Annotated in this window: 19 protein-coding genes and 1 tRNA gene; 9 read left to right on the forward strand and 11 right to left on the reverse strand. The window is 48.8% G+C overall.

The features are described 5' to 3' along the window. Positions 1–254 precede the first annotated feature (254 nt). From ACJMM9_RS17365 to ACJMM9_RS17380, 4 genes are all read left to right on the forward strand, one after another. Positions 255–980 carry a TonB family protein gene (locus ACJMM9_RS17365; RefSeq protein ID WP_405329846.1) on the forward strand — a complete coding sequence of 242 codons (726 nt, stop codon included), beginning with the start codon at positions 255–257 and terminating at the stop codon, positions 978–980. A 23-nt stretch (positions 981–1,003) separates the two neighbouring features. Continuing rightward, entirely contained in the window at positions 1,004–1,615 is a 612-nt protein-coding gene (locus tag ACJMM9_RS17370; RefSeq protein ID WP_405329849.1) for a DUF2238 domain-containing protein, read from the forward strand. A gap of 27 nt (positions 1,616–1,642) precedes the next feature. Next, positions 1,643–2,863 carry a tyrosine-protein phosphatase gene (locus tag ACJMM9_RS17375; RefSeq protein ID WP_405329851.1) on the forward strand — a complete coding sequence of 407 codons (1,221 nt, stop codon included), beginning with the start codon at positions 1,643–1,645 and terminating at the stop codon, positions 2,861–2,863. Between the two features lie 65 nt (positions 2,864–2,928). Continuing rightward, complete coding sequence (locus ACJMM9_RS17380; RefSeq protein ID WP_405329854.1) at positions 2,929–3,567, forward strand: hypothetical protein; 639 nt, start codon at positions 2,929–2,931, stop codon at positions 3,565–3,567. Between the two features lie 82 nt (positions 3,568–3,649). Here ACJMM9_RS17380 and ACJMM9_RS17385 read toward each other — a convergent pair whose 3' ends face one another. Then, entirely contained in the window at positions 3,650–4,399 is a 750-nt protein-coding gene (locus tag ACJMM9_RS17385) for an HAD family hydrolase (RefSeq protein WP_405329856.1), read from the reverse strand. Positions 4,400–4,493: 94 nt separating this feature from the next. Here ACJMM9_RS17385 and ACJMM9_RS17390 point away from each other — a divergent pair, with 94 nt between their 5' ends. Beyond that, positions 4,494–5,168 carry a hypothetical protein gene (locus ACJMM9_RS17390; RefSeq protein WP_405329859.1) on the forward strand — a complete coding sequence of 225 codons (675 nt, stop codon included), beginning with the start codon at positions 4,494–4,496 and terminating at the stop codon, positions 5,166–5,168. Between the two features lie 117 nt (positions 5,169–5,285). After that, positions 5,286–5,359: transfer RNA gene (locus ACJMM9_RS17395), tRNA-Pro, on the forward strand. A gap of 68 nt (positions 5,360–5,427) precedes the next feature. On the opposite strand, the gene ACJMM9_RS17400 is transcribed toward ACJMM9_RS17395, so the two are convergent. Further along, positions 5,428–6,612, reverse strand: a complete 1,185-nt coding sequence (locus ACJMM9_RS17400) for a glycosyltransferase (RefSeq protein ID WP_405329862.1) — start codon at positions 6,610–6,612, stop codon at positions 5,428–5,430. Further along, positions 6,612–8,495 carry a CHC2 zinc finger domain-containing protein gene (locus tag ACJMM9_RS17405; protein ID WP_405329865.1) on the reverse strand — a complete coding sequence of 628 codons (1,884 nt, stop codon included), beginning with the start codon at positions 8,493–8,495 and terminating at the stop codon, positions 6,612–6,614. The genes ACJMM9_RS17400 and ACJMM9_RS17405 overlap by 1 nt, the downstream gene beginning before the upstream one ends. Positions 8,496–8,879: 384 nt before the next feature. Between ACJMM9_RS17405 and ruvC the strand changes: the two genes are divergently transcribed. The 3 genes from ruvC (at position 8,880) to mpaA (ending at position 10,912) form a co-directional block, all read left to right on the forward strand. Further along, positions 8,880–9,449: a crossover junction endodeoxyribonuclease RuvC gene (ruvC, locus tag ACJMM9_RS17410; RefSeq protein ID WP_405329867.1), complete on the forward strand. Its 570-nt coding sequence runs from the start codon at positions 8,880–8,882 to the stop codon at positions 9,447–9,449. Then, on the forward strand, positions 9,446–10,129 hold the full coding sequence (locus ACJMM9_RS17415) for a M15 family metallopeptidase (protein ID WP_405329870.1): 684 nt from the start codon (positions 9,446–9,448) through the stop codon (positions 10,127–10,129). Before ruvC ends, ACJMM9_RS17415 begins: the two co-directional genes overlap by 4 nt. A gap of 84 nt (positions 10,130–10,213) precedes the next feature. Next, complete coding sequence (gene mpaA, locus ACJMM9_RS17420) at positions 10,214–10,912, forward strand: murein tripeptide amidase MpaA (RefSeq protein WP_405329872.1); 699 nt, start codon at positions 10,214–10,216, stop codon at positions 10,910–10,912. Positions 10,913–10,996: 84 nt separating this feature from the next. Here mpaA and ACJMM9_RS17425 read toward each other — a convergent pair whose 3' ends face one another. The 8 genes from ACJMM9_RS17425 to ACJMM9_RS17460 all read right to left on the reverse strand — a co-directional run bounded on the left by ACJMM9_RS17425 (position 10,997) and on the right by ACJMM9_RS17460 (position 23,536). Next, entirely contained in the window at positions 10,997–11,794 is a 798-nt protein-coding gene (locus tag ACJMM9_RS17425; RefSeq protein WP_405329875.1) for a CDP-alcohol phosphatidyltransferase family protein, read from the reverse strand. A 59-nt stretch (positions 11,795–11,853) separates the two neighbouring features. After that, positions 11,854–13,632, reverse strand: coding sequence for an ABC transporter substrate-binding protein (locus ACJMM9_RS17430; protein WP_405329877.1), 1,779 nt, complete (start codon positions 13,630–13,632; stop codon positions 11,854–11,856). Between the two features lie 103 nt (positions 13,633–13,735). Next, the gene (locus ACJMM9_RS17435; protein WP_405329880.1) at positions 13,736–16,267 is read right to left on the reverse strand and encodes a hypothetical protein; all 2,532 of its coding nucleotides are present in this window, start codon (positions 16,265–16,267) and stop codon (positions 13,736–13,738) included. Beyond that, entirely contained in the window at positions 16,260–16,982 is a 723-nt protein-coding gene (locus tag ACJMM9_RS17440) for a response regulator transcription factor (protein WP_254917271.1), read from the reverse strand. The genes ACJMM9_RS17435 and ACJMM9_RS17440 overlap by 8 nt, the downstream gene beginning before the upstream one ends. After that, on the reverse strand, positions 16,979–19,027 hold the full coding sequence (locus ACJMM9_RS17445) for a sensor histidine kinase (protein ID WP_405329883.1): 2,049 nt from the start codon (positions 19,025–19,027) through the stop codon (positions 16,979–16,981). Before ACJMM9_RS17445 ends, ACJMM9_RS17440 begins: the two co-directional genes overlap by 4 nt. Positions 19,028–19,154: 127 nt before the next feature. Beyond that, a complete protein-coding gene (locus ACJMM9_RS17450) occupies positions 19,155–20,309 on the reverse strand; it encodes a LysM peptidoglycan-binding domain-containing protein (protein ID WP_405329886.1) in 1,155 nt (384 codons plus the stop codon). Positions 20,310–20,347: 38 nt separating this feature from the next. Next, a complete protein-coding gene (locus tag ACJMM9_RS17455; protein WP_405329889.1) occupies positions 20,348–21,742 on the reverse strand; it encodes a hypothetical protein in 1,395 nt (464 codons plus the stop codon). 21 nt (positions 21,743–21,763) lie between these two features. Next, positions 21,764–23,536: an AAA family ATPase gene (locus ACJMM9_RS17460; protein WP_405329891.1), complete on the reverse strand. Its 1,773-nt coding sequence runs from the start codon at positions 23,534–23,536 to the stop codon at positions 21,764–21,766. Between the last annotated feature and the right edge of the window lie 30 nt (positions 23,537–23,566).

The following is a 23,566-nucleotide window of genomic DNA, read 5'->3' on the forward strand; positions in this document are numbered from 1 at the left end:
CGAGTCAAGCTTGCTTGAACGAGCATGTCCGAGCCGTACTAAATGCACGCGAAGCGTGCCAAGATAGATTTTTAGGCGAGAGACGAGAGATGAAGGGCAAAAATGGTGGGTGTTGGAGTTCGAATGTGCGAAAAATGCAAAAAACTCATAGTCTCAAAGGAATGTTCTGAAAAGCCTTTGATCCAAAACGATGTGAAAAAGAATTGTAAAAGAAATCTTTTTTCATTGATTGTTTGTTCTGAATTTTGTTATTTATGGCTATGGCAAATTTCTTTAGCAAATATTTCAGCGAGTTGGTATTGATGGCTACAGCGATGCTGTGGGCTGGCTGCGGTAATGTCGATAAAGATTCGAAAAATGAAAAGTCGTTAAGCCGCGCTTCGGACCGTTTCGGTGTTGCTGAAATATCCAATCCTGTTGAATCGTCTGATTCTGCGGCGTTGCCGCATGCATCGGAAAAAGACGATTATTTTGCGAATGTGTTTTCTAACGATTCTTTTATGGCTGATATAGAACGCCTTCTTAAACATGCTTGTGATTATGGTGCTTGTGCAAGACGTTATCCTAGTTTTGAAAATAGTTCTGCCATTGAAAATAGTTATTTTCGTACATTGAAAGTTTTTTATAAAAATATTGAATTCGCAAACACGCAAACTCTTAATCAAGCCATGTTTTCTAGAGTTGAACGTGTTTTTCGACAAAAGAGTCTCGTTCTAAGGCAATTATACGGAAAATACTTCAAGAATGATTCTGTTAATGCTTTTGAAGGTGAAATCATTTTGAAGTTAACGATTGCTGCAGATGGAACGGTAGAAGAATCTTCAATAAAGAAATCGACTACGGGTGTTGATAATTTTGATGAAGAGATAAGAACCGTAGTAAGCCGATGGACGTTCTCTAAGGTTAAATCAGGGATGACTGTTGTTTATGTCCCCATTCGTTTTTTTAGAGATGATAAAACTTCGTCGCAGCCTAAATAATCGAAAATTTATATCTTCTAAGCATGAATAATATCGCAAAATCTCATTTGTTCTTGCTAGCATTAGTTCTCCTGACAACGCTTTGGTCTGTTATCGGAGTTGAGGATACTTACCTCACGTGGATTCTTGAAGCGGCACCCGCGATTATCGGGCTAGTGGTTCTTGTATTTACTTACAAAAAGTTCAGGATGCCCACGTATCTTTATGTGGTCATGGCGCTCCACATGGCGGTACTTTTGGTGGGGGCGCATTATTCGTATGCGAAGGTACCGCTTGGATTCTGGATGGAAGACTGGTTCGGCTTTACGCGCAACAATTACGATAAAATCGGGCATTTGATGCAAGGCGTTACACCTGCGCTTGTGATGATTGAACTTTTGCGTCGCACGACTCCTATCAAGACGGCTGGCTGGACGGGATTTTTATCGGTGTGCGTGGCCGAGGCGATTTCTGCGCTTTATGAAATTATCGAGTGGCTGGCATCACTCAGCAATCCGACGGATACGGAGGCGTTCTTGGGAACGCAAGGCTACATTTGGGATACGCAGACGGATATGTTTATGTGCCTTATCGGGGCGACTGTTTCTGTTTTAATTTGTTTGAATGCTAAAAGATTTCGCAAATCAGAAACCTAAAAATATATTTAAATTATGGTTGGATTTTTGATTGATGCTTTAGGTAAAAAGATGACGGCGTTTTACGCGCTAGCCTTTGCGTTGATCTTTGCGGCTTGTGGAGACGAAAATACTAACTATTTCCCCATTGCTCCTGAACGAAATTCTTCATCGGAGACTTTGTCGAGTTCTTCTGCGAATGAACTGGTCTCGGTTTCAACGACTATTGTAGAAGATACGTTTGAAATTTATGCTTTGGGGAGTGTGAGTCTTGATGTTGTTGCGGATTCGTTCCTGGTCAAGTTTGATTATGGCGATGTTGTGACGGTGATGATTGCTGGGTATGACACGATGGATGTTCCTGTGGTTGCAAATTACAGCGATGCGTTCCCGGGAGAGTTCTTTTTGTATGCTTCCAGAGGGTTGAACGCTATCAATCTTGAGGCTCGTTACGGCCAGATGGCGGAGGTTATTGGCCTTGGGCGTGATTCGAAATTCCCGATTGATGTTGTTGTGCAAATGAAGGAAAAGGGTGGCTATGTGGACCATCTCGAAAATTTGAAGTCGCTTTCGTTTGCTTATTCTCCAGAATCGTATCCTGATTTGTCCATTGAGGAGTTTGCAAATTTTAGAATGGTGCGCACAACAGGAATGGGCGAGGGGGTGTTGTACCGTTCGTCAAGCCCGATTGACCCATCGATTCATCGAAGTGCGTTTGCTGATTCCTTGGCTGCACTTGCTGGCATCAAAACTTTCGTGAATCTTGCGGATGATAAGCGGTATGCCGAAGAATACGATGGCTTTGCTGAATCTTATTATGCAAAGCAGAATGTGGTGTATCTTGCTGTTGATCCTACTTTTGCGAATACGCTTTTCAAGAAAGGGCTTGTCAAGGGTTTGCGCTATATGATTGAACATGATGGTCCGTATCTGTTGCATTGTACGTATGGCATGGATCGAACCGGGTTTACGATTGCTGTACTCGAAGCGCTGATGGGGGCGACTGCTGATGAAATCAAGTCGGATTATGCCACGACTCACAAGAATTTCTATAACGTGATTGATGGCAAACATGTTGATTTAACTGCAAAGCAGGTTGAGCTGCTTCAGACGATTATCGTAAGGCTTATGCAGAATGCGTACAAAGTAGAAAATGTTGATGTTTCTGATTTCGAGAATGCAGATTTGGCGGCTGCAGCAGAAAAGTATTTGCTTGCGCTCGGCATGGAAAAGAGCGAAATCGAAGCGCTGAAAGTACGACTGAAGTAGATAAAAGTCTTTGGGGGTATTTATTGGAGTTGTTTGCGTCCCTTAAATTTTGTTATTTATGATGTATGGCAAAAAACTTTAGCAAATTTCTTGGCAAAATCGCTTTGATGACCGCTGCAGCGCTGTGGGCGGCTTGTAATGATTCCGATAAAAAGACGTATCCGATAAAGCCGAAAAAGGGTGAACTCTCTAAAATTTATCGTGACAGTATTCCTGTAAAAACGCTAAAACCCGACTTGGGTGGATTTATACAAAATCAAAATGTGGCTCTTTATGGCGTTCCTTCGGATGTTGTTTGCGAAAATTGTCCTCGTGGGTATGTTCCTCGGTGTCGTATAAAGCCGTTGTCTGGAAAAAATATCGTTATCAAAGGACTTGATATAGATGTTCAATCTTTTTTAAAGGTATATCGCCAGCGCGTTCCTGGTTTACGTTATGTCTGCAACAAGAATATAAGGAATCGTTCGGATTCCGCAAATGAATTTGAAGGGAAAATTGTTTTGACATTGAATATTGCTTCAAGCGGCGAAGTTGGAAAAGTTGAGATTACATCGACTACAATCGCTGAAAACAGTCCCTTTAGTGCCATGAATGAAGAAATAAAAGAATCTGTCAGTCATTGGATGTTCCCAAAAACGCAAACTGGTGGAACTATTACGTTTCCTATTAATCTATACGAAATTATTCCTTTTCCCATCAAGTGATTTTAAACAGCCTTCGCTGCAAGTGGAATAAAAAGTATCCTTTAATTGTATGGATCCTCCTATCGGAGGATGACGTGTTTCGTTAAATAAACTCTGCGAAGTCCTTGATATGGCCTGCGGTGTAACGCGGTTCTAGCGGGAGCAAGTTTTCTGCTTTGCCGAAACCATTGAAAAGCGTGATGCAATCGATGTTAGCGTTCTTTGCCGCAAGAACATCGGGCGTGTCGTCGCCAATCATAATTGCTCTTTCGGGGGCGATTCCTGTCTGGCGGAGAATCTCGTAAATGCCGGCGGGGCTTGGCTTGCGTTCGGGCGTGGTGTCTCCGCAGAGGTATGTGGCGAAAGAATTTTCAAGACCGAATTTTTTGAGAATCTTTTGTGCTGGGGCGACCGGCTTGTTTGTGAGCATGGCCGTGCGTCTTGACCCGGCGCTTGTTGCAATCCGTTGCACGACTTCTACTACACCTTCGTAAGGTTCCGTATTTTCGGTGCAATGCTCCCAATAAAAATCTGAATAAACTTTATGGATTTCCTTGACTTTCTCTTCGCTGTAGTTTTCGCAGGCGAGCGTTTCGGCGACTTTTTCCATATTGCGCGTACTTGTGACGGAAATGAAATTTGCTGCGACTGCTCGGCGGATCAAGTTCATGGAACCGTTCCCGATGAACGTTCGCACGTCATCGTTGCTATGCGTGTGCAGGCCGAATTGAGTCATCGCGTAATTTACGGCTGGCGCCAAATCGCCGAGAGTATTGAAGAGCGTTCCATCCAAGTCAAAGATGAACAGTTCTTTTTGTGCGATGAGAGCCTTGATTTCGTCGAGTGTTGTCATGGCGCCAAAGCTAGAAATTTTGTATATTCACACCATGATGTCTAGAATTTTTAAATCTGTTTTTGTGGCGGCTCTTGCTTTCTCGGCGTCCGTCATGGCTGAAGATATTATCCGCTTTGTGCCGGACCCGTATCCAATTGGTTATGCGGACCAGGGCGATGTGCGCCATATCGTCATCAAGGGCGCCAATATTACGAATAAAGAAATTATCCTTGAAACTGTGATGGGCCAAGGTATTGGCATGTCGAACTTCAAGTATCCGACGAAAATTGCGCCGAACGCTCCGGTGACGATTGAATTCGATATGGATTTTGCAGGCATGGATGGCCAAATCAACCCGGTCGTGGTGATGGTCGATAATCAGGGCAAGTCGTATGCCGCTCAGCTTGACGGCTATGTGAAAAATCCGATTTTCTTTGGCGAAAAGCTTTTCGATACGGGCTATTATGCCGCAAACGAAAAGCGTGAATGGACGTTCTACGTCTGGGGTACGGACAAGAAGACTCGCCCGGACTTGGCGCTTGACGAAAATGCCCAAAAGGAATTTAAGCTCAAGACTAAGAACGTGATGCTCAATGTCGATGACATGGGCAAAATCAAAGAAGGCGGCAAGGTGCCTGGCATCAAGGTGACGCTTTCGACCGCTGGGCTTACGCGCACGGGCTGGGAACTCAAGCAGAAGAGCATCCGCAAGATTGTGGGCTTCAAGAGCAAGAAATTCCCGAAGGCAACGCCCGAAGTGCTGATTGTTGGTTACTGGAAGGACTAGCGCTATTCTAGAAAGGACTGGAACTGCCGGAATGGGCTAATTAATGCTTTTTTCGGGAGTTTGCCTTGAAAAAATACCGTGGTTTAACTAACTTTGGCATACTCTTGTAAGAGACCTCGGGATGTAGCTCAGCCTGGTAGAGCGCTTGAATGGGGTTCAAGAGGTCGCTGATTCGAATTCAGTCATCCCGACTAAAAAGACTCGTCATTGACGAGTCTTTTTTGCGTTATGGCCTGCGGGGCTTTAACGTGGCTTGGTTTCAATTGCCTTTTTTTTCGGCGATTTCTTTGTACAAAGCGAGTTGGCGCTTGAAACAATCGTTCCAGCTGAATTTTTCAGCGTACTTACGGGCTTTGATTTTTTTCTCGGTGAGGTCGGAATGGTAGAGCTCGACGATGGCATCTGCCAGGGCTTCGGGAGTGCGTTCCTTGAGGATTGTGCCTGCACCAGAGGTGGTGACGTGCTCGAATGCAGCTCCGGCGGCGGCTCCGACGAGGGCGTTTCCGCTTGCCATGCTTTCCAGAATCGAAAGCCCAAAGGTTTCCCAGCCAGAAAGTGCAAGCCCCATATCGACGCTTGCGTAATAGCGGGCCATCTCGTCGATGGAATTCACAAAGCCGATATAGCTTACGTGCTTGTATTTGGCTGCGGCTTCTTGTACAAGTGGGAGGCTTGGGCCTGTGCCTGCAAAGACAATCGCGGGTTCGTGCCCGAGCTTTTCCGTTAAAATGTCGTAAGCGCCAAGAACGAGGTCTATACCTTTCTCGTTGCAATGCCTGTGCGGAAAGAATATCGTGAGGCGGTTCGGGTCGCCGTCCTTGAGTTCCTTGACGAGCGCTTCGTCGCGGCGGCTCGGCGAGAACGTGTCAATGTCGCAACCGAGCGGAATCCAGCGCGGGTCGGGGAGTCCGTTCTTCTTGAGGCGCGCCATTGCTTCTTTTGAAGATGCCTGTACGCAATCAAATCCGCTGAATTCTTGATTGGCATACCAGAACGCGAGCTTGCGGAAGAACGTGCCTGCGCCAGCGCCAAGCTTTTTGGCTATCGGGCGCCCGACATAAGTCACTGGGAAATCGGCATGCCAAAAACTGAACAAAGCCGCGTTCGGCACGATTTTCTTTGCAATATGGCGAACGACTGAAGGCAAAATATAGGGCGATCCCACTTCAATCACGTCTGGCTTGTACTTTTCGAGAATCGGGCGAATCTGGTGGGATTTCCACATAAAGCGGTATTCCCAGTTACCCGGAAATCGAAACGCCTCGACATGTTCAATAATTAACCCTTCACTTCTGGTTTCGGTATAAGTGCTTGACGAGGGCATCACGAAAACGGAACGGACATCGTTTTGATGTTCGTAAAACGCCATTTTTTGCAGATGGTAACGGCGGACTCCGCCTCCCGACGGACTCCAGAAATTATTGAAATCGACAATGGTAAACATTAAGCTTCTTTCATGCGGCTAGATTGTGTGTCAATCGAAATATTATTTTCGTAAATGCGGCTTGAGCCTAAACGCCTGGAATCGACGGATAGGTTCAGAACGCCGTCCTTTTCGGTAAGCCAGTAAATGGCGTCGGAATCGCGGAGGTACGCGCGCGGGCCTAAAAGTCCCATGTTGGAATCGATGAGTTCTCCACCGAGGAAAATTGGAATGTCGAGCGCTTTGTACAAGTCGAGCATGATGGACGAACGCTTCTCGTGGATGTCCGGGAGTTCCGGGCGGTCGGTAATCTTCATGTGGTCGATGCCGTCAATCACGAGAATCAAGTCCGGGTGGTCCTTGAGTTCCTGGCTAAGAGTCTTGAGCAAATCGCTAAAATCGAGCGAAGGCATGTCGTCCCAGATTTCGAGACGGTTGTTGCGCACGTAGCCCATCAGGTCGCGAGTCGCTTCCAAAATCTTTTTGTTGATTTCGTTGTCTGTATTTTGCTTGCGGACGGTCAAAATGGATTGCCCGATGAGCATGGAAACAAGGCGGTCAAAAATTTGGCGACGCGGTGTTTCGTAGGCGACGTAAATGACCTTGAGGTTCGGGTTGCTTTCGATGAGGTCTAGCGTAAGGCTTGAAAGCAGGAATGTCTTGAGGCCAAACGGGTGTGACGATACAAAGAAGCATCCCGACTGCACACCGTCAATTTCTTTGGTAAGCTTTGGGAATGTGCTGAGCTTATAGCCTACGCTTTGGTCTGGCGGGCATGCCATTGCTGTATCGAAGTTTTCCTTGATGTCCTGCAACAGCATGGAGCGGCGGTGCGAGTGTATGGTATCGACTTCGGTTTTTGAAATGAGGTCGAGAAGCTTGTCAGCGCCGTTCTTGCGTACAAAAGTATCAACCGTTTCGTCCTTCGGGAGCACAATGGACTTGAGGCTCATGTGCATTTGTTCGGCAAGCTTCAGGTACTTTTGAATTTTAAGTTCCTGGTTTCGTCGATCTTCTTCGCGGCGAAGTATGACGGTAAATGCTTCGGCGCCACAGGCTTTAAGCTTGTAGAGGTGATTGACGTTTAGTTCCTGGTACATTGTGGAGACAACGCCCGGGATGCCGGCGAGGTCTGCGGTGAGCGCATCGAAGAACCCCTGCACGATAATTGGGTTTTCGCTGTCGGGCTGGATGTTGAACGGAATGACGGTTGGTCCCGAAGCATACGTGATATAGGTGTGGCTCTTTTCGTTATCGTCGATGAGCCTTCCATAGACAGAATGGATAAATCCCTTGGAATTGCGGGCCGGAATTGTAATTCGCGGTTCGTGGTACGCTTCGAGGTTGTCGAGGTAAAAACTGATCTGGTGGCGTTCGATGCCGGAGAGCATGCAGTAGCTGATAAACGGTTCGGGGTCGCCACTGTAATAGCCGAGACCGTAAAGTTGGGCTTGTCCAATGCTCCAGCCGCGGGCTTCGAGGAACTTTGCCGAGGACGGGCTTTTGCAGGCGGCCCAGTGGCAGTAACGCACAAAGCATTCGAGCACCTTGGACTTTTCGCCGCCGACTTCCTTGACCCAGGGGTGTTCGCTATCCTGGTTGTTTGCCAGGTCCTTGTCGAGTGTGCCCAGGAATTCAAAGGCTTCAGTACGCGCGGTCTGTTCGTCCATGCCGTTAAAGCGGCTTTTCATGAGAAAGTCGACCAGGTCGCCTTCGGCGCCGCATTGAAGGCAGCGGTACCGCCAGTAGCCTAGAGCATCGTAGAAAAACAGCGATGTCTCTTCTGGAGCGTGGAACGGGCAGCAGGCAATAAGGTTACGGCCCCAGCGGCTCAGAGGAATCCCCAGCTGCCTCGGGTGGGCTTTTGTTCTCATGTAGTCTGCGTGTTCCTGGTCAATTAGCATTGCGGCCTCCTATAGAGAAATCTAATAAAGTACGCTCCCGTAGATGCGTTTTTTTTTGAAAAAAAGGCAATTCTTTAGTCTTTCATGTATTCTTTAATGGGAAAAACAGGTCTTATCAAGGATGGAATATTATTAAAGGTGTAAGTGTGATATTGAATTAAATAGGAAGAGTGTACTTCGTTGAACGAATAAAAGCGTCGGCCACAACCTTAAAAGGCGAGTGCCGCGACCATACTTGTATGGTCATGGTTGAGCCGTAAGGTTGGCGCTTGCGCCAGGATGGGTTAAGAATTCTCCGAGCTGGGGCCCCGCCCGCATGAAGTTCATACTTGAATTTTTTATAAGCTTTTGGCGATAAGCCTATCTTTATCTATTTTTTGAATTATGGTTATTCTTGGTATTGACCCGGGTTCGATTACGACCGGATATGCATTCTTGAAAAAGACTGGCAACCAGATTCAGGTGCTGGAATATGGCACGTTCCATGCGAACGCCGCCAAAAATCTCGAAGACAGGCTTGTGCATATCGTAACGGAACTGGAAAAGCGTTTGGACCATTACCACCCGGTTGCGCTTGCGATGGAAGGCGTGTTCTTTGCTAAAAACGTAAAGAGTGCTTTGGTGCTTGGGCATATCCGAGGGGCGATTCTTGTGGCATGCCACCGTCGTGGAATGACGTATGAGGAATATCCGCCGAAAGTCGTGAAGCAGGCCGTGACAGGCGATGGCGCCGCCTCGAAGGAACATGTGGCGAATATGATTTTTGCGCATCTGGGAATCGTTGGCGGGGATCTCCCGCTTGATGCGTCGGATGCGCTTGCGATTGCATGGACTCATGCGAACCCGGCTCCGTTGGCGCAGTCGCTTTTGGGCAAAAAATCGAAGCCTAAAAAGAAAACAACGGTGCAACAGTGGAAAGACTTGATTGAAAAAATGGGAGGGACGATTCAATGACGGACTTGTCGTCTCAAGATTTGTTGCCCTACGGCCTTGGAACGCCGGACTTGGTGGAATTCCAGCCAGGATACTTTGTAGACCGCGAAATTGTAAGCGATTTGCGGACCTTCTCGGAAGACGCCAAGGCGAACGGTTTTGAACTGCGCATTGAATCGGCGTACCGCTCATTTGAAAAGCAACTCTCGATTTGGAACCGCAAGGCGCGTGGCGAACTGAAGCTTTTGAATGAAAAGGGTGAACCGATGGAACGCCCGAAAGACGAAGAAGAGCTGATGTATGCGATTCTCACATGGTCGGCATTGCCGGGGGCGAGCCGTCACCATCTGGGGACGGACATCGACGTCGTCGATGGAGCTGCGTGTCCGGAGGGCTACGAGGTAGAGCTTACGCCAGCGGAGTGCAGTGGCATGTTTGCGAAGTTCCATGAGTTCTTGACGTCTCGGATGGAATCTGGAACATCGTTTGGCTTTAGCCGTGTGTTCATTCCTGGACGCGGAAAAATCAAGCCTGAAGGTTGGCACATTGCGCACTTGCCGACATCGCGTAAGCGCTTGGAACATTTCTCCCTAGACACGCTGCGGAGCATCTATGAACGTTCGGACATGGAATGCAAACGCGCTGTACTGGCGAACCTCCCGCAGCTCGCGGAGGAATACATTTATCCTTACTTTGTGTAAAATGTATTACATCATACAGAGGAATGCATAACGTCATACTGAGCCCAAAGGGCGAAGTATCCAGTTAAAGTTTCGACTAGTCCTATGAAATTCTCTCCAGATTCTCGCGGTATTATCCGATTGCCTTCTCTTGAATATGGACGCTCTGTGCTGGGCGCTCCGCTGCTGTACTACCCATGCAAGAATAAATGCAAGTTGCTTGTAATGGCGGGAATCCATGGCGAAGAGCCTGAGACGACGTTCCTCCTGAGCCGCGTGCTCCGAGCTTTTGACGAGCCTTTTGATTCCATTGCTTTTGTCCTGTGCGCTAATCCGGACGGAGTCGCTCTTGGAACGCGCGGAAACGCCAATGGCGTAGACTTGAACCGCAATTTCAAGACGCAGAACTTCTCGCCGGAAAAGGTGGGTTCACGCTCGATTCTCGAAGCGCCGCGCGATACGCTTTTGTCGCCGGGATCATTTGCAGGGAGCGAGCCGGAAACGCAAGCGCTTGTCGCGTTAATTGAAAAGCTGAAGCCGGCGGGTGTACTTGCGATGCATGCGCCCATGGGCTGCGTCGATGCACCGCAAAAGACTCCGCTTGTCGAAGGGGTGATGGATGCGTTCAACTTGATGTGGCTGCCGGACATTGGGTACAAGACGCCGGGGAGCTTCGGGACGTGGTGCGGCGAACGTGGCCTGGAATGCGTGACGCTTGAACTCCCGCGCATGTCGCTGGAACATTTGTTCGACCGCTACGGTCGCGCGTTCGCGGAATGGCTGGAGGTCGCGGAGTCTCGCTAATACGCCTCTAGGGAAGCTGTAAAAAAAGAAACCCCGGAAAAAATCCGGGGTGAAAATTCCTAATTCCGATTTCCTAATTCCTAATTACTTCTTCGCTGCTTTAGCTTCTTCGATAATCTGTTTGCGGTAGATGATGCCCACACCGAAGCCGATCACCATGTAGCTTGTACCGAGGACGAGCAGGTATTCGAGGATGTACGGCACTTTTTCGTTGTAGAAAAGGAGACCGGCAACGTAGGTAAGCAAAATCAGCACAATCTGGAAAATGTTGAAAGGCTTGTTCTTGCGCGGCTGGAGCTTCGGGAGGAACAGCGGGCTTACCATCAGGAATCCTGTGATGACAAATACGATGATCGGAAGCCAGAAGATGAATGTGCTCGGATCGTCAAAAGTGCCTTTGCTTTTGAGGAATACGATGAGGGTCGCGTTCACCATGCCTGCAAACGTGGAAGGAAGCCCGGAGAAGTGGTGGTGGTAGGTGTCGCAGTCGCAGGCATTGTACTTGGCAAGGCGCATGGCGGCGCAAAGTACGTAAATCGCGAGTGCGATAACCATCAGCAAGCCGTGGTTCTGGAACCATTCCGGTGCGTAAGTCTTGTAGGCAAAGAAAAAGCCGAAAGCCGGAGCTAATCCGAAGGCGATCAAGTCGGCGAGGCTGTCGAACTGGGCGCCGAATTCTGAACTGGCGTTCACGAGGCGGGCGGCAAAGCCATCGAGCTTATCAAAAAGGGCACTCAAGATGACGAAGTAGGCACCCATGCGGATCGGGTCTGCTGCACTAAACGAACCGAATGCGCCGGTTGTCCAGCATATGGAAAAAACACCCAACAAAAAGTTTAGACTTGTGAAAGTATTTGGCAAAACAAATCGTAATTTTCCCACGATATACTCCTTGAAATGGTCTGCTAAAAATAATTTTTTTAACGGAAAATGAAACTTTTTTATTGATTATCCTGCTGCTTGACAGGCACAATTTCCCATAGTGCGCTCACTCCTGCTGCGACAACGAGGTTATTTGGCGGTGCATATGGGTTTTCTGCGGTAGGGAAGTTAGTCCAGTGCTTAGTCGAAAACTGATAATAGGTGGATGGCCTGTACATGATCGGGAGTACAGGGACCGTCTGCATGAATAAACTGTTTAGTTCACGGTAGGCCTGCACGAGCGTATCTTCGTCCGTAATGGTCGGAATCTGCATCAAAAGGTTGTTTATCTCTGTATTCTGGAACCGCCCCTGGTTGGCAAAGGTCTCTTCGCCAACGGGCCTATACGTGGTGCTGTTGAGCATCTGGTAGAACCTATTCCAGGGGTTTGCTATGGAGTGCTCCGATGGCGGAGTCTTCATGGCGAGGTCGAATGTGCCCCGACGCAAGTTCATGTCCCAGATCCCGTAATCTTCGATTTTGGGAACCGCTGTAATTCCGATTTCTGCAAACGATTCTACAATGACATTGATGGCGTCGATCCAGTCGGTCCAACCCTGCGGGCATTCGATGGTGATGTTTCGAACTGGCTTTTTCTTTTTATCGAGCAGCTTGCCTTCTTCGTTCCAGGAATAGCCGGCATCCTTGAGGATTTCGCGAGCTTTTTCCGTGTTATAGCTGTAGCCGAACGCGTCGGCATCTTCCTTGTTGAAGAACTTCTTTTCCGGGCCGAACGGGAGAATGAAGCCCGGCTGCATGGTGGGGGTGTAGTTTGAAAGTGCCCGTGCCTTTATTTTTTCAAAGTCGATTGCATGGATGAGCGCACGTCTAAAGTTTACGTTGCTGAACGGTTCTTTTTGCGTGGCGACGACCAAGACCGTAATAGTCGAGGGGAGCTGGTAAGGTTCCTCTCTGCTCCAGGCTCGGATGCTGTCCTTTGTTTTTTCCCAAATTCTTGGCAGGTAAATGGATGAAACGTCCAAGTTGCCGCGGACCATGGCACTATTGAAATTGTCATTCCCGTCGTAAATAGAGTGGATGATGTACTTGGGTGCCGGTTTTCTTCCGCTGTAATTGCTGTTCCGCCAGTAGTTCTCGACACGTTCAAGCACGATCTGGTCGGGAGAAAAATTCTTTAAGATGTATGGACCCGAAGCGACCGGCTTGTTCTCGTTTCTGAAAATGAGAATCTTGTCCATGTTGTAGGTTTTTCCGACCTTGGCGGACTTGACCAGGGGTTCAAAAACAGATTTGGGGAGAATGGATGTTTCGGCTATGGCGTTGAGGACCATGAGCGGATTTCTGTTTGCCGCCAGATGGAACGTGATGAGGTTTTCGCTGTCGGCGGAAACCGTCTTGATGTACTTCCAGTTGTTGTGATGCGCGGTCGGGAGAACGGAATCCAGCTTGAAGGTATATACAACATCTTCGGGGGTGATTTTTTCTCCGTTATTCCATTTCGCCCGTGAATCTAGGTGGACCGTAATGGATGAGTCTGTCTGGGTGTATGAATCCGCAAGCATCGGATCGAGCTTGCCGGTAAGCTGGTTATAGGCAAGGAGCGATTCGTACATGAGGCGGATGTTTCCGTCGGCTGGGAAGTTTGGGTCAGGGTCGAGCGGATTGAAGGTTGTGGGCGGAGCCCAGTCAAAGCCTCCGATGTAAAGCGTCTCGTTTCGCGGGTAATCGGAGAGCACCGCCTTGGGCGTCTTGGAAACATCATCTTTACAGCCTGTAGCCATGAACGCAATCGTCATGGAGAGGGTGAACTGGATGAATTTCTTAAAATGATCGCTCATTGGATTCCTGCAAAACTGGATTGGTCAAATGTAGTGAGTTTTTTCAAATCTGACCATTAAAATTTAGTTTACTGATACCTAAAGCTATTTCTATAGGTCGTGCTCATAGCGGAAATCCGTATAGCACTCGTTTCGGGGAGGCACTAAACAGGGTATGGTTCAAAATGAAGGGGGTGCCTGCTCCGCCAGGGGTGTTGAATGTCTTTACGACTTTGCCGGTTTTGATGGATAAGGCTATGAGTTCGCTTCCTTGGTCTATCCATGCTTTCCCGTCATAGATGAACGGTTTTGAGAATATGGATTTTTTTCCTTGATATTTCCAGAGCGGGGTTCCGATGTTGGAATAAAGGAGTATCGATTGGTCTGCTAGCGAAATAATGATTTTATCTTCGTTTTGGTCGCGGAACACTTGCGTAGAAACGATTGGGTATTCCATAAGCACTTGGGTTGGGCTGAAATCCTTGTGCTTTGTGTTTTGCAAAAAGAGCTTGTTGGTGCTTGATACAAGAACGAGCGTGGAATCGATTCCTTCCATTGCGGTGATGTTGACCTGAACTTTATTTGTTGAATTTTCTATAGCGAAGCCGTTGTCGTCATTGAGCCGCATGAGTTCTCCGTCTAGGTTGCACAGTTGCAGGTTGCGGTTTTGCTTCACTACGTGGAACGGCATGGAATAAACTTTGCGAGACCAGATGATGTTGTTGCTTGAACGTGAAATCTTGAGTAGAAAACCGTTCCAGGTCGATGCGTAAACATTGTCGCCACTCATGGTGAAGCTGAAGGCTTTGCCTGGCAATGGCAATGGCTTGTTGAATGCATCCTTGTTCATGTCGTAGATATGCATCTGGTAGCCGGTTGAAATGACAATGGAATTTTCGTCGGATTCAATGACGGGGGCGTTCCCGATCTTTCCGATGTGCTTGCTCCAGCGTTGTTCGCCTGTTTCGGCATTGATGCAGATCAGCTGTTCTGTGGCAGGGTCAACGGTGTAGAGGTTCTTTTTTGAACCCAGAAATTGCGGATACATCGTCTTTGGGGAAATATTTAACGGGCTTGCAAAAATGGCTCCGATGACATCGCTATAATGACTTAGAATCGTACCTGCAATTTGCGGGCTTCCAATAGAAAGCCTTACGGCTTCCGCCCATGCGTTTTGACGGCTCTTTTCAGGAACTTCCTGTCTTTCCAGGTTTAATGCCTTGAGAAAGTGCGCTTCTGCATTACCGGGTTCGTTTTTTATGATTGTGTCCAGTATCGGGATTACATTTTCCCAGAGATTTTGCTTGGCCTGGAACATGGCTTGTGAGGCAAGCTTGCTCGAGTATAATGGCCTTTGTCCGTAATAATGGGCGTCGATTGCGAAAATCTTTTTATCGTTAAAGGGAATGTAAATGAACCGTTTCTTGACGATGGGCCGCATCTTGGGGGGCTTGGCGAAGTTAAAACTCCATAAGGGGCGAAGTAATGTATCGACCGTGATGACGGAACCTTCGTTAGAGAATAGACCCAGTGTTCCTTGCGCCAGAGGGTACATGTTGGATGCGTTTGCGCGGATGCTTGAAAGGACGGCTCCTGTGTAGTGATTGTACAGGCTTATTTTTCCGGACGCTTCTAGAGTGACTATGTTGTTTTCAAAAGCCTGGATGCTCTCGATGTTTCCGACGGTTGCTTTCCACAGAGGCGTTTGCGTATTTTGCAGGGAATAGCAGAAGAGGGTATTTCCCGAAATCAGGTAAATTAAGTTCTTGAATGTGAAAACGTGCTGTATGACATCGTATTGGGCGATGGTAAAATTTTCAGTGGCGGAACTTGCTGAAACGAAGTGGAGCGCGTTATCTGGACAATTGATGATAAAGTTTTCATTGATGATCTGGTCTTTCTGGAGCTGGCATGAATTGTAGTCGGCGCTTCCCTTGATGATAGAGCCTTTGCGGTCAAGGATGTAGAAACTTTTATCGATGACGGCTATGGCGATTCCATTCACTGCGGTGAACTGGTGCACGTCTTTTATATCGTAAGACGTTATTTGGTTGGGTGAGTTATGAGGCTTGTAAAAGAGGGAATCTCGTGCGGGATTCTGGTACCACATCCCATCGGAATCAATATGCAGCAGATGTTCGTTTTCGTTTAATCGAGATGAAATTTCAAGAATCATGCCGCTTTCGATTTTTGCAATACGTCCGTTTTCAAACAGGATGTTTGCGTTCTTGCCGTCAAAAATTTTTCGGACAGGACTTGCAAGGGGGATTGTCTTTTGCAGAAGTCTTTCTGGGGAAAAGCTTGTGGCTGCGTCTCGTCCGGCAAGCCAGTAGGCTTTACTCGTGTTTGCTGTAATAGCTTGGCTGCGGCTGTAAAAGTGGTTGGCCTGTGCTTTGTTATTTGCCAAGTCGTAAATTTTACCGAGGTAGAAAAAGGCGGATTCCTTGTCTTCTTCGTCTCCCTGGCGTGAAATTTTTTCAAGAAGCCTTATGGCGTCATCGACTTCGCCTTTCATTTCGAAGAGGTAGATGGCTTCTTGAAGCTGCGATGCCATCTTGCTTGCATGTACATGAGCCGAAAATAACGAGCAGAGGGCGATGGTTATAAGTAACCACGCCTTGCAGATGTTGTTTTCTCTAGGTCTCAAATTATGCATCAAACTTGTAGCCTGCACCACGGATAGAAAGGATGATTTTGGGATTGGCCTGATCGTCTTCGAGTTTGCGTCTCAAGTTTACAATGTGGTTGTCGATTGTTCGCGTGGACGGCATGTTGTCGGGCGTGTAGCCCCAGAGGTCCTGCAACAAGTCCTCGCGCAGGACAACTTCGCCACGGCGTTGCCAGAAGTATTTGAGGATCTGGAATTCTCTTGTGGAAAGCTCCAGCGGGACCCCGCCCTTTGTGGCGACGAATTTCTTGAAGTCCAGGTGGATGTCGGCAAAATCGACGGCATCGACAGAAGCGAGCTGCTTTGTGGGCCGTGCTTGCGCCTGCAAGTCGATACGGCGAAGGAACGCTTTTACGCGGGCCAGAAGTTCCAAAATCGAGAAAGGTTTTGTCACGTAGTCGTCGGCGCCCATGTCGAGTCCTGCAACCTTGCTCGTCTCTTCGGTCTTGGCGGTAAGCATGATGATGATGCATTCCGGGTGCTTTTTGCGGATGAAACGGCAGACCTCAAAACCGCTCTTCTTGGGGAGCATCACGTCCAGCAAGATGAGGTGTGGCTGGAATGAGTCCGTCTTGGCGATGGCTTCTTCGCCGTCGCATGCCGTTTCAACTTCGTAGTTTTCGAGCTCAAAGTTGTCCTGGAGCCCAAGCCGGATGATTTCTTCGTCTTCTACAATGAGAATTCTGTGTTGTTGCATAATCATTCTGCCTTCTTGAATCGTACGGTAAAAGTAGAACCCTTGCCTGGTTTGCTGGTGAGTGAAATTGTCGCCTTATGGGTCTCGGCCACGCGCTTTACGATGGCAAGCCCAAGACCGGAGCCTTTTGTGCTGCGAGTCATTTCGTCACCAACCCTATAAAAATCATTAAATATATTTTTTTGTTCTGAAGAGGGAATCCCAATTCCGGTATCGGCAACGGAGAAAACGACTCTGTCTTCGTCTGGTGCAACTGTTATAGTGATATCGCCTGGAGCGTTCGTGTATTTAATTGCGTTTTCGATAAGGTTCTGCACTAGACTGTAAAGGGCTGTGTAGTCGCCAATGACAAATAGGCCAGGCTCGATTTTTGTATTGAACATCAGACCTTTTTCAACGCCGATGTCTTCTACGTTGTCGAAGACCTTCTGTACGCAGGCTGAAAAGTCCAGCTTTTCCCAGTGGAACCCGCCCTTGCCGTGCTCCATACGCGTATAGTTCAGAATGGCGCCTATGAGATTTTCGAGACGGGTGGCTTCCTTGCCGATGAGTCCTGAATATTCCTGCACTTTTTCCACTTTCTGCACACGCCCGCGGGCCATCATTTCTGCAAACATCTTGATGGAGGTGAGCGGCGTCTTGAGTTCGTGCGAGACGCTCGAAAGGAAGTTCGCCTTCATCGCCAAAAGCTTGTGTTCTTGCGTGAGGAATCTAAACATCACGATAGAGCCGAGCAGCACTGTAATGAGCGAGAACGATAGAAGCCCGTACATGAGGAACATGCGCTTGCGGGTTTCCTTCTTGATTTCGCTTAAGCCTTTTTCGTATAGAGTCAAGTTCCAGGAAATGACTTTGTCTAAAACAACTTGCGTCAAAACGGCGGAACTGTCGGAGACGTGACCAAGGATGAGAGCCTTGTCTGTACCTTCGGTGATGGAGTAGGGGATGCCTTTCCAGCCCTGTGCCGAGGTCTTGAGCTTGGAGCGCATACGTTCGCGGTATTCATCGATATTCACCTTGGCAAGAACGACCTGGTCACCGGATAGAATCGGGTAGCTCATTTTGATGAACGTCGTCTTGTTGTTGCTCATGATGTCGATGCCGTTCTTGGACGTCGATTCCTTGTTGAGGAGCGCCTGGACAAGATCCTTGTTGTTAAAGAATATGTCCATGTAGCCGAGCTGGCGGTTGAAGTTCTCGCGCAAGTTCCAGAACGCTTCGCGTTTTTCCTGGGTCAGGTTCTCGAATGAAAGAATTTGCGTAAACGTTGTTTCAAAGAAGAACTTTGCCGAGGGCAGATTTTCGATATTTTCGCTTTGCAGGAACTGGTTCAAGACCGAAAGCGTGTAGTCTTCGGCTTCCTTGTGCTTTTTTTGGGCCACAAGGATTTCAAAGTGCAAAAGGTTCACCGAACGGGTCAGGTCAGAATGGAGATAGCCTTGCTGGTGCGGGTGCTCTTCGAGAATGTTTAAAAGACGGAGCGCTTCATCGTAGTCTTTTGTTTTATAAGCGATGCGCACAAGCCCAAGGATGTTCTGGATCTGGTCATCGGGGGAATCGTACGAAAAACGCAGCTGACGGGCCGATCGCGAAAGGTTGGCTGGCTGTGGCATGGCCGAGGTGACCTCTTCGCGGAACAGCATCTTCTCGAATGGGTTTGCAATGCTGTTTGAATAATCCGAAGTCTTCGAAAAATGCTTTGACGAAATATCAGGATATATAAGCGATCCCTTGTTGTAAAGGAACATCGCCTCGATGCCGTTCACGGTCTTGAACTGTGTTGCATTTCCGAAATCAAGCAGGTTGTGGGGCTGTTCGTAAAGGTAAAGAGATGCCGACTTGACTTCCTGGAAGATTTTATTTTGTTCCTTGTTGATTGTCGATACGCATTGTTCCCGGAATGTCGTCGTGCTTTCGCTAAAGTTCTTTTGCGCGAGGAAGGCTTCGTTCTGGATGTTCCTCACACTCAAAACCGAAAGAATCGCCGTCGGTAGGACGATTCCCCCTGCAAAAAAGGATAGAAAGAGAAGATTGCTACGAGATATCTGCATTGGAGAGCACTTCCTTAAAATGGAACATGCGCTGACAATTCAGGATAATTCAGTATAAGAACACTTCCAGCCATCAAGATCGCTAGAATCGAAATCGCAATGCCAATTATTATTAATAAGTTCTTTGTCACTGTGCCAATTTCGCTTGATGGGTTATTGAAACCTTGTGTCCAATTTCAATGCGGCGGCTGTTCGAGTAAACTTCGCGAACGAGAACCGTAGATTCGTTGTCGGTTGCCCTGGCGATGATGCCTCGTCCAAGAAGTCTCGGCGGAATGCTTGCATCCGAGCGGTCTTCTTCCCAGATGGCGATGGCGTCGCCGGTGTTGTACTCTTGCTTTGTTCCCTTGTCAACCATGATATAGGCGTACGCGCCGATGATGAGCATCGGGTCCATTGTATAACGGATCATTGCCATTTCTTCGACTTTTGCTTCGGGAACGGCCGTGTAGCCAGTGACATTTAATACATTGAGGGGTTGTTTTAAACGGGCCTTGGCATGGTCAAGCTTAATTTCCCTAAAGCTCTGGACAATCTTTCCTCTCGAAAGAGTATCACCAATAGCGGTAATCTTTGCATAACCCGAAAGCCTTACCAGAGCGAAATTGTCATAGCTCTTGCCTTTGTGGGCGGGCACTTCGATGGCGCGGGCATCCAGGATTTCAACAAGGTCGCCTTTTTTGAGGGACGGATTTGTCTTGCGGCCAATACCTACGACAACTTCGGATTCCGGAATATGGATAATCGGCTCCTTCTTTTCGCCAGAGCGGATGGAGAAGAAACGTGAATCCTTCTTGATGGAATCAAGCGTGTAAATCTCGGGGGCGAGAATCTGGTAGTAGCCGTTGAAAATCTTTGGAGCCGGGCGCTTTTTGTAGAGGTAGGTGTCAGCCTCTTTTTTCTTCTTGTGCTTTTTGTCCTTATCGCGCAGGTTCCCGAGCATTTTTTCGAAATCGCCATTGCGGGCGTCTCTTTCATCGCAACCGACGGAGGTAATTCCCTTCGGCAAGTTGGAATCGGCGACAGCGGCTTCGCAGGGTCTCGTTTTCGGGAGTCGGTAGCCTTCATCGATACCGTCGCCCAGGTAAATGGAGTCGCCCGGATAAATCCAGTGTGGGTCTTCAATGTGCCTGTTGTTTTCCCAGAGGTCCGGCCAAGCGAACGGATCGTTTAAAAATTCAGCACTCAAGTCCCAGAGGGTGTCGCCTTTTTTTACCACATAGGCGGATGCAATCAGAGCTGAAAGACCGAGACAGATCGAAGCACATTTTAAAAATCGCATACATTTCCCTAAGCAAAATTTGGTATTTGTTAAATAATTTAATCTTTTCTTTGCTTAAAAGATGGCGTTTTTTGCACAAAATGCGGAATATCCGACGAATTTGAGCGCATGGGGCGTTCTTTCGGACGCTGGATATTGCGTGAACGGTGTGCAAGGGCCGGGTTCTGGCCCAAAATGCCAACTCTATCCGGCACGAACAGGAAAAGAATCTCGAAGGTGCCGCGGCCCGGTTCCATGTAAAGCGGAATGTTCTTGCGGAGCATGTAGCCTTCATTACGGAAAGCCTTGATGGCCTTGGAGGCGGTTTCGAGGTTCCCGGTCTGCAAAAGGATGCGTTCAGGGCGGGATCCTGCAAGCGTGAGAATCATTTCCGAAGTGAGGGTGTCGTTCATGCCCAGGTTGAGGTAGAACGTCCATCGGCCTTCGGCGTTGTCGCTTTTCGAGAAAAATTTCGAGATGAAGTTTGCATCCAGGTGGCTGCGGTGGAACCGCATGTTCTGCGTTGCGACATTGCGGATATTCAGCTTGGACGACTGCATCGCCACTTCGCGGCAGTCGAGCGATTCGACCTGCTTGAAGAACGGGGCGAGCGATGCCGAAACATAAGAGGAACCGGAGCAGAATTCAAAGAAACGGTCTTCGCGGTTCGGGTGGATGGCGTCCTTGATGCGCACGGGGAGATTGAGCCATGCATCCTTGATGCGCGGCGTCCAGTCGAGAACGTGCATGCTAAAGCCAGTTGATGCAATCGGCATAAAGCTACTGCCGAAGGAGCACTTGGCTTCGACTTTCATGCCTTGTGCATCGGCAGGGTCAAAGAGACGGTCCGGCAAACACTGGATCTGGTGGCAGCTGATCACTTCGGGACAGCTGCGTTCGATAAAGTCCACGAACGTCTTGTAGCCGTGAGCCGAAATCTTGCCTTTGACGTTTACTTGTACGAGGAGTGCAAATCGTCCGTCGACTGTGGCGCGGAACCAGATCTGGCGCAATGCCTTTTTGAAGATGCGCAAATGTTCCTTGTGGAGCTGATCCAAGACTCGGCTCACAAGCTCGATCGGCTTCATGTCGCGAGACGGAGCGTCGATGACCAGGTTTTCCTGGGCGCCGTGGAATTCCTTGATGATTCTCCAGTCGGAATTTTCGGGAGTGGCTTCGGCGGTAAACCAGGCCTGCAACTTTCCCGGAATGCGGTCGTTTTCCATCCAAGCGGCAACTTGGTTTTTGATATCGTCGAACGAAAGGATCCTGCGGACAACAGGCTTTTCGGCCTTTGCCTTCTTTTCTTCGAGTTCATCGTCCTTGCGGACATCGGATTTTCTGGAAGCGTGGAACTTGCCTCCGGCGAGAGGTTTGCCGATTCTGTTGCCCATGGTGTTGCGGGCAATGCTGCCTTCGGAGCGGCGTGAAAAACGATTGTTCTGTTTGTACATCTTTATAATCGTGTTGAATGTTTAAACTACAAATCTAGGATAAATCCAGGAGCATTCACGGGCGAGCGTCTTTGGAAACTCGCGGAACGAGCCGTTAATTTGATACGTGTTGAGGCTGCCTTCGACTGGCGAGAGCGAAAGGACGCTATCGGCGCGTGATTCAAGATAGGGGTATTCGCCTATGTTCGTGGATGTCACGACCGCGCACCCCGTGAGGGCGATAATCGAGTCTACCATCTGCATCAGAATCTGGTGTGGGGAGCCGCTGAGCCTTGATGACTTCGGGTTGTGCAAAACGGCTGAAATCGGGTCGATCACGACAACCTTGTAATCGTGATTCTCGAGCTTCTTGGCGCCTTGGATGCGCTTTGCAATGAGCTGTGCGATTTCAAGCGGCGTAAGCGCTGTACCGCGTAGGTTCAGGAATCCAAACTTGGGCGTGTTAGGCTGTAGGTTGCGCTTTTCGCCAAGCAAAAAGAGACGGTTCAGGAACACGGACTTTGTGAGTTCCAAGTTGATGTACAGAACATCGTTTTCGTTTGTCGTGTTGCCAAGCCAGTCTTCACCATAGCAGATGGAAAGAGCCATGTCCATGAGCGCAAGCGACTTTCCGCTTTTCGGCGGTGCTGTGAACAAGAAAAATTCACCGGCGCGGAGCACGTTCTCGATAATGCATGGATCCTTTTTCGGAGCTTCTTCGCTATCGCTTGCAAGTTCCACAAGCGGCTTGCCGTCAAGCGAGTATTCCGCCCATTCGCGCCATTCCGTGAAGTTCTTGGCGCCTTGTTCCAGTGCGATGAGATACTGCTGCTTGCCGTTGCGGAGCACACCAGGCATGCGGACCATCTGGTTTGGGTTCCTGTTCCCGTCATCGACTTTGAAGCCTTGCGATTCGAGCGTCTGGAATAAAAAGTCAATGCGCTCGTTGTATTCTTCCTGGTCGTGCGCCTCGATCTTGATCCAGGCCTGCACGGAATTTGCGCCCGTGTTCACAAGGGCGGCGCAGGGGAGGTTCAAAGCCTTGTAGTAGGCAAGCTGCTTCGCGAGCGTCATCTTCGGGTTGTCTACGACAACGTAACGGTAATGCCAGCTTTCGTCGGTCGCGTCGGTGCCGCCTTTCACGGCGTTAATCGTGAGGAGCGCTCCGTCTGGGCCGTCGAGCTGCTTCATGATTTTCTTGAGCGCTTCGTCTTGTGCGACAATCTTCGAGACGATTTCGCGCGAGCCTGACGGCGTGTTTGAAATCTTGAATTCGATTGTTTCGTCGGGCTTAAACGTTGCTGCAAGGAGCTTTGCGAAGTCCTTGCGCCAGTCGGGGGATGGCCACGGAATCGAGAGCGCCTCGGGATCAATCTTGAAATTCTGCAACAGTTCAAGGGATTGCGTGTCGAGACCGAGTGCAATCATCTGCTGCATCATCGTTGCCGAAAGTGGCGAGATGACGGTCGGACCCATGGCGGCATACCCCGGAGCCATGCCCGGCGCGATACCTGGCTGAGCTTGTGCATTTTGTGCAACCGCTGCTGCAGACGCCTGTGCTGCTGCCTTTTGTTCGGCTTCGCGTTCGGTACGGCGCTTTTCTTCGGAGAAGGCATTGCGCAAAATCTTCTCGACATCGTCTGCCGAGAGCCCCTCGTCGCGAGCTTTTCCGCCGAGCTGGAATGTGGCGTCCATGAACGTCCAGCCTTCGTCAAGTGCGGCAACGCCGGCTTGGAACAAAGCCTTCTTCAGTTCATTCTGGTCGGCGAATTTGCTCTTCACGAAGTCGTTAAGAATTTTCTTTCCGTTTTCCATGGACACCTCCAATTCTTGCGAGTGGTTTGG

It is taken from the genome of Fibrobacter sp., from assembly GCF_045112255.1.
GTDB lineage: Bacteria > Fibrobacterota > Fibrobacteria > Fibrobacterales > Fibrobacteraceae > Fibrobacter.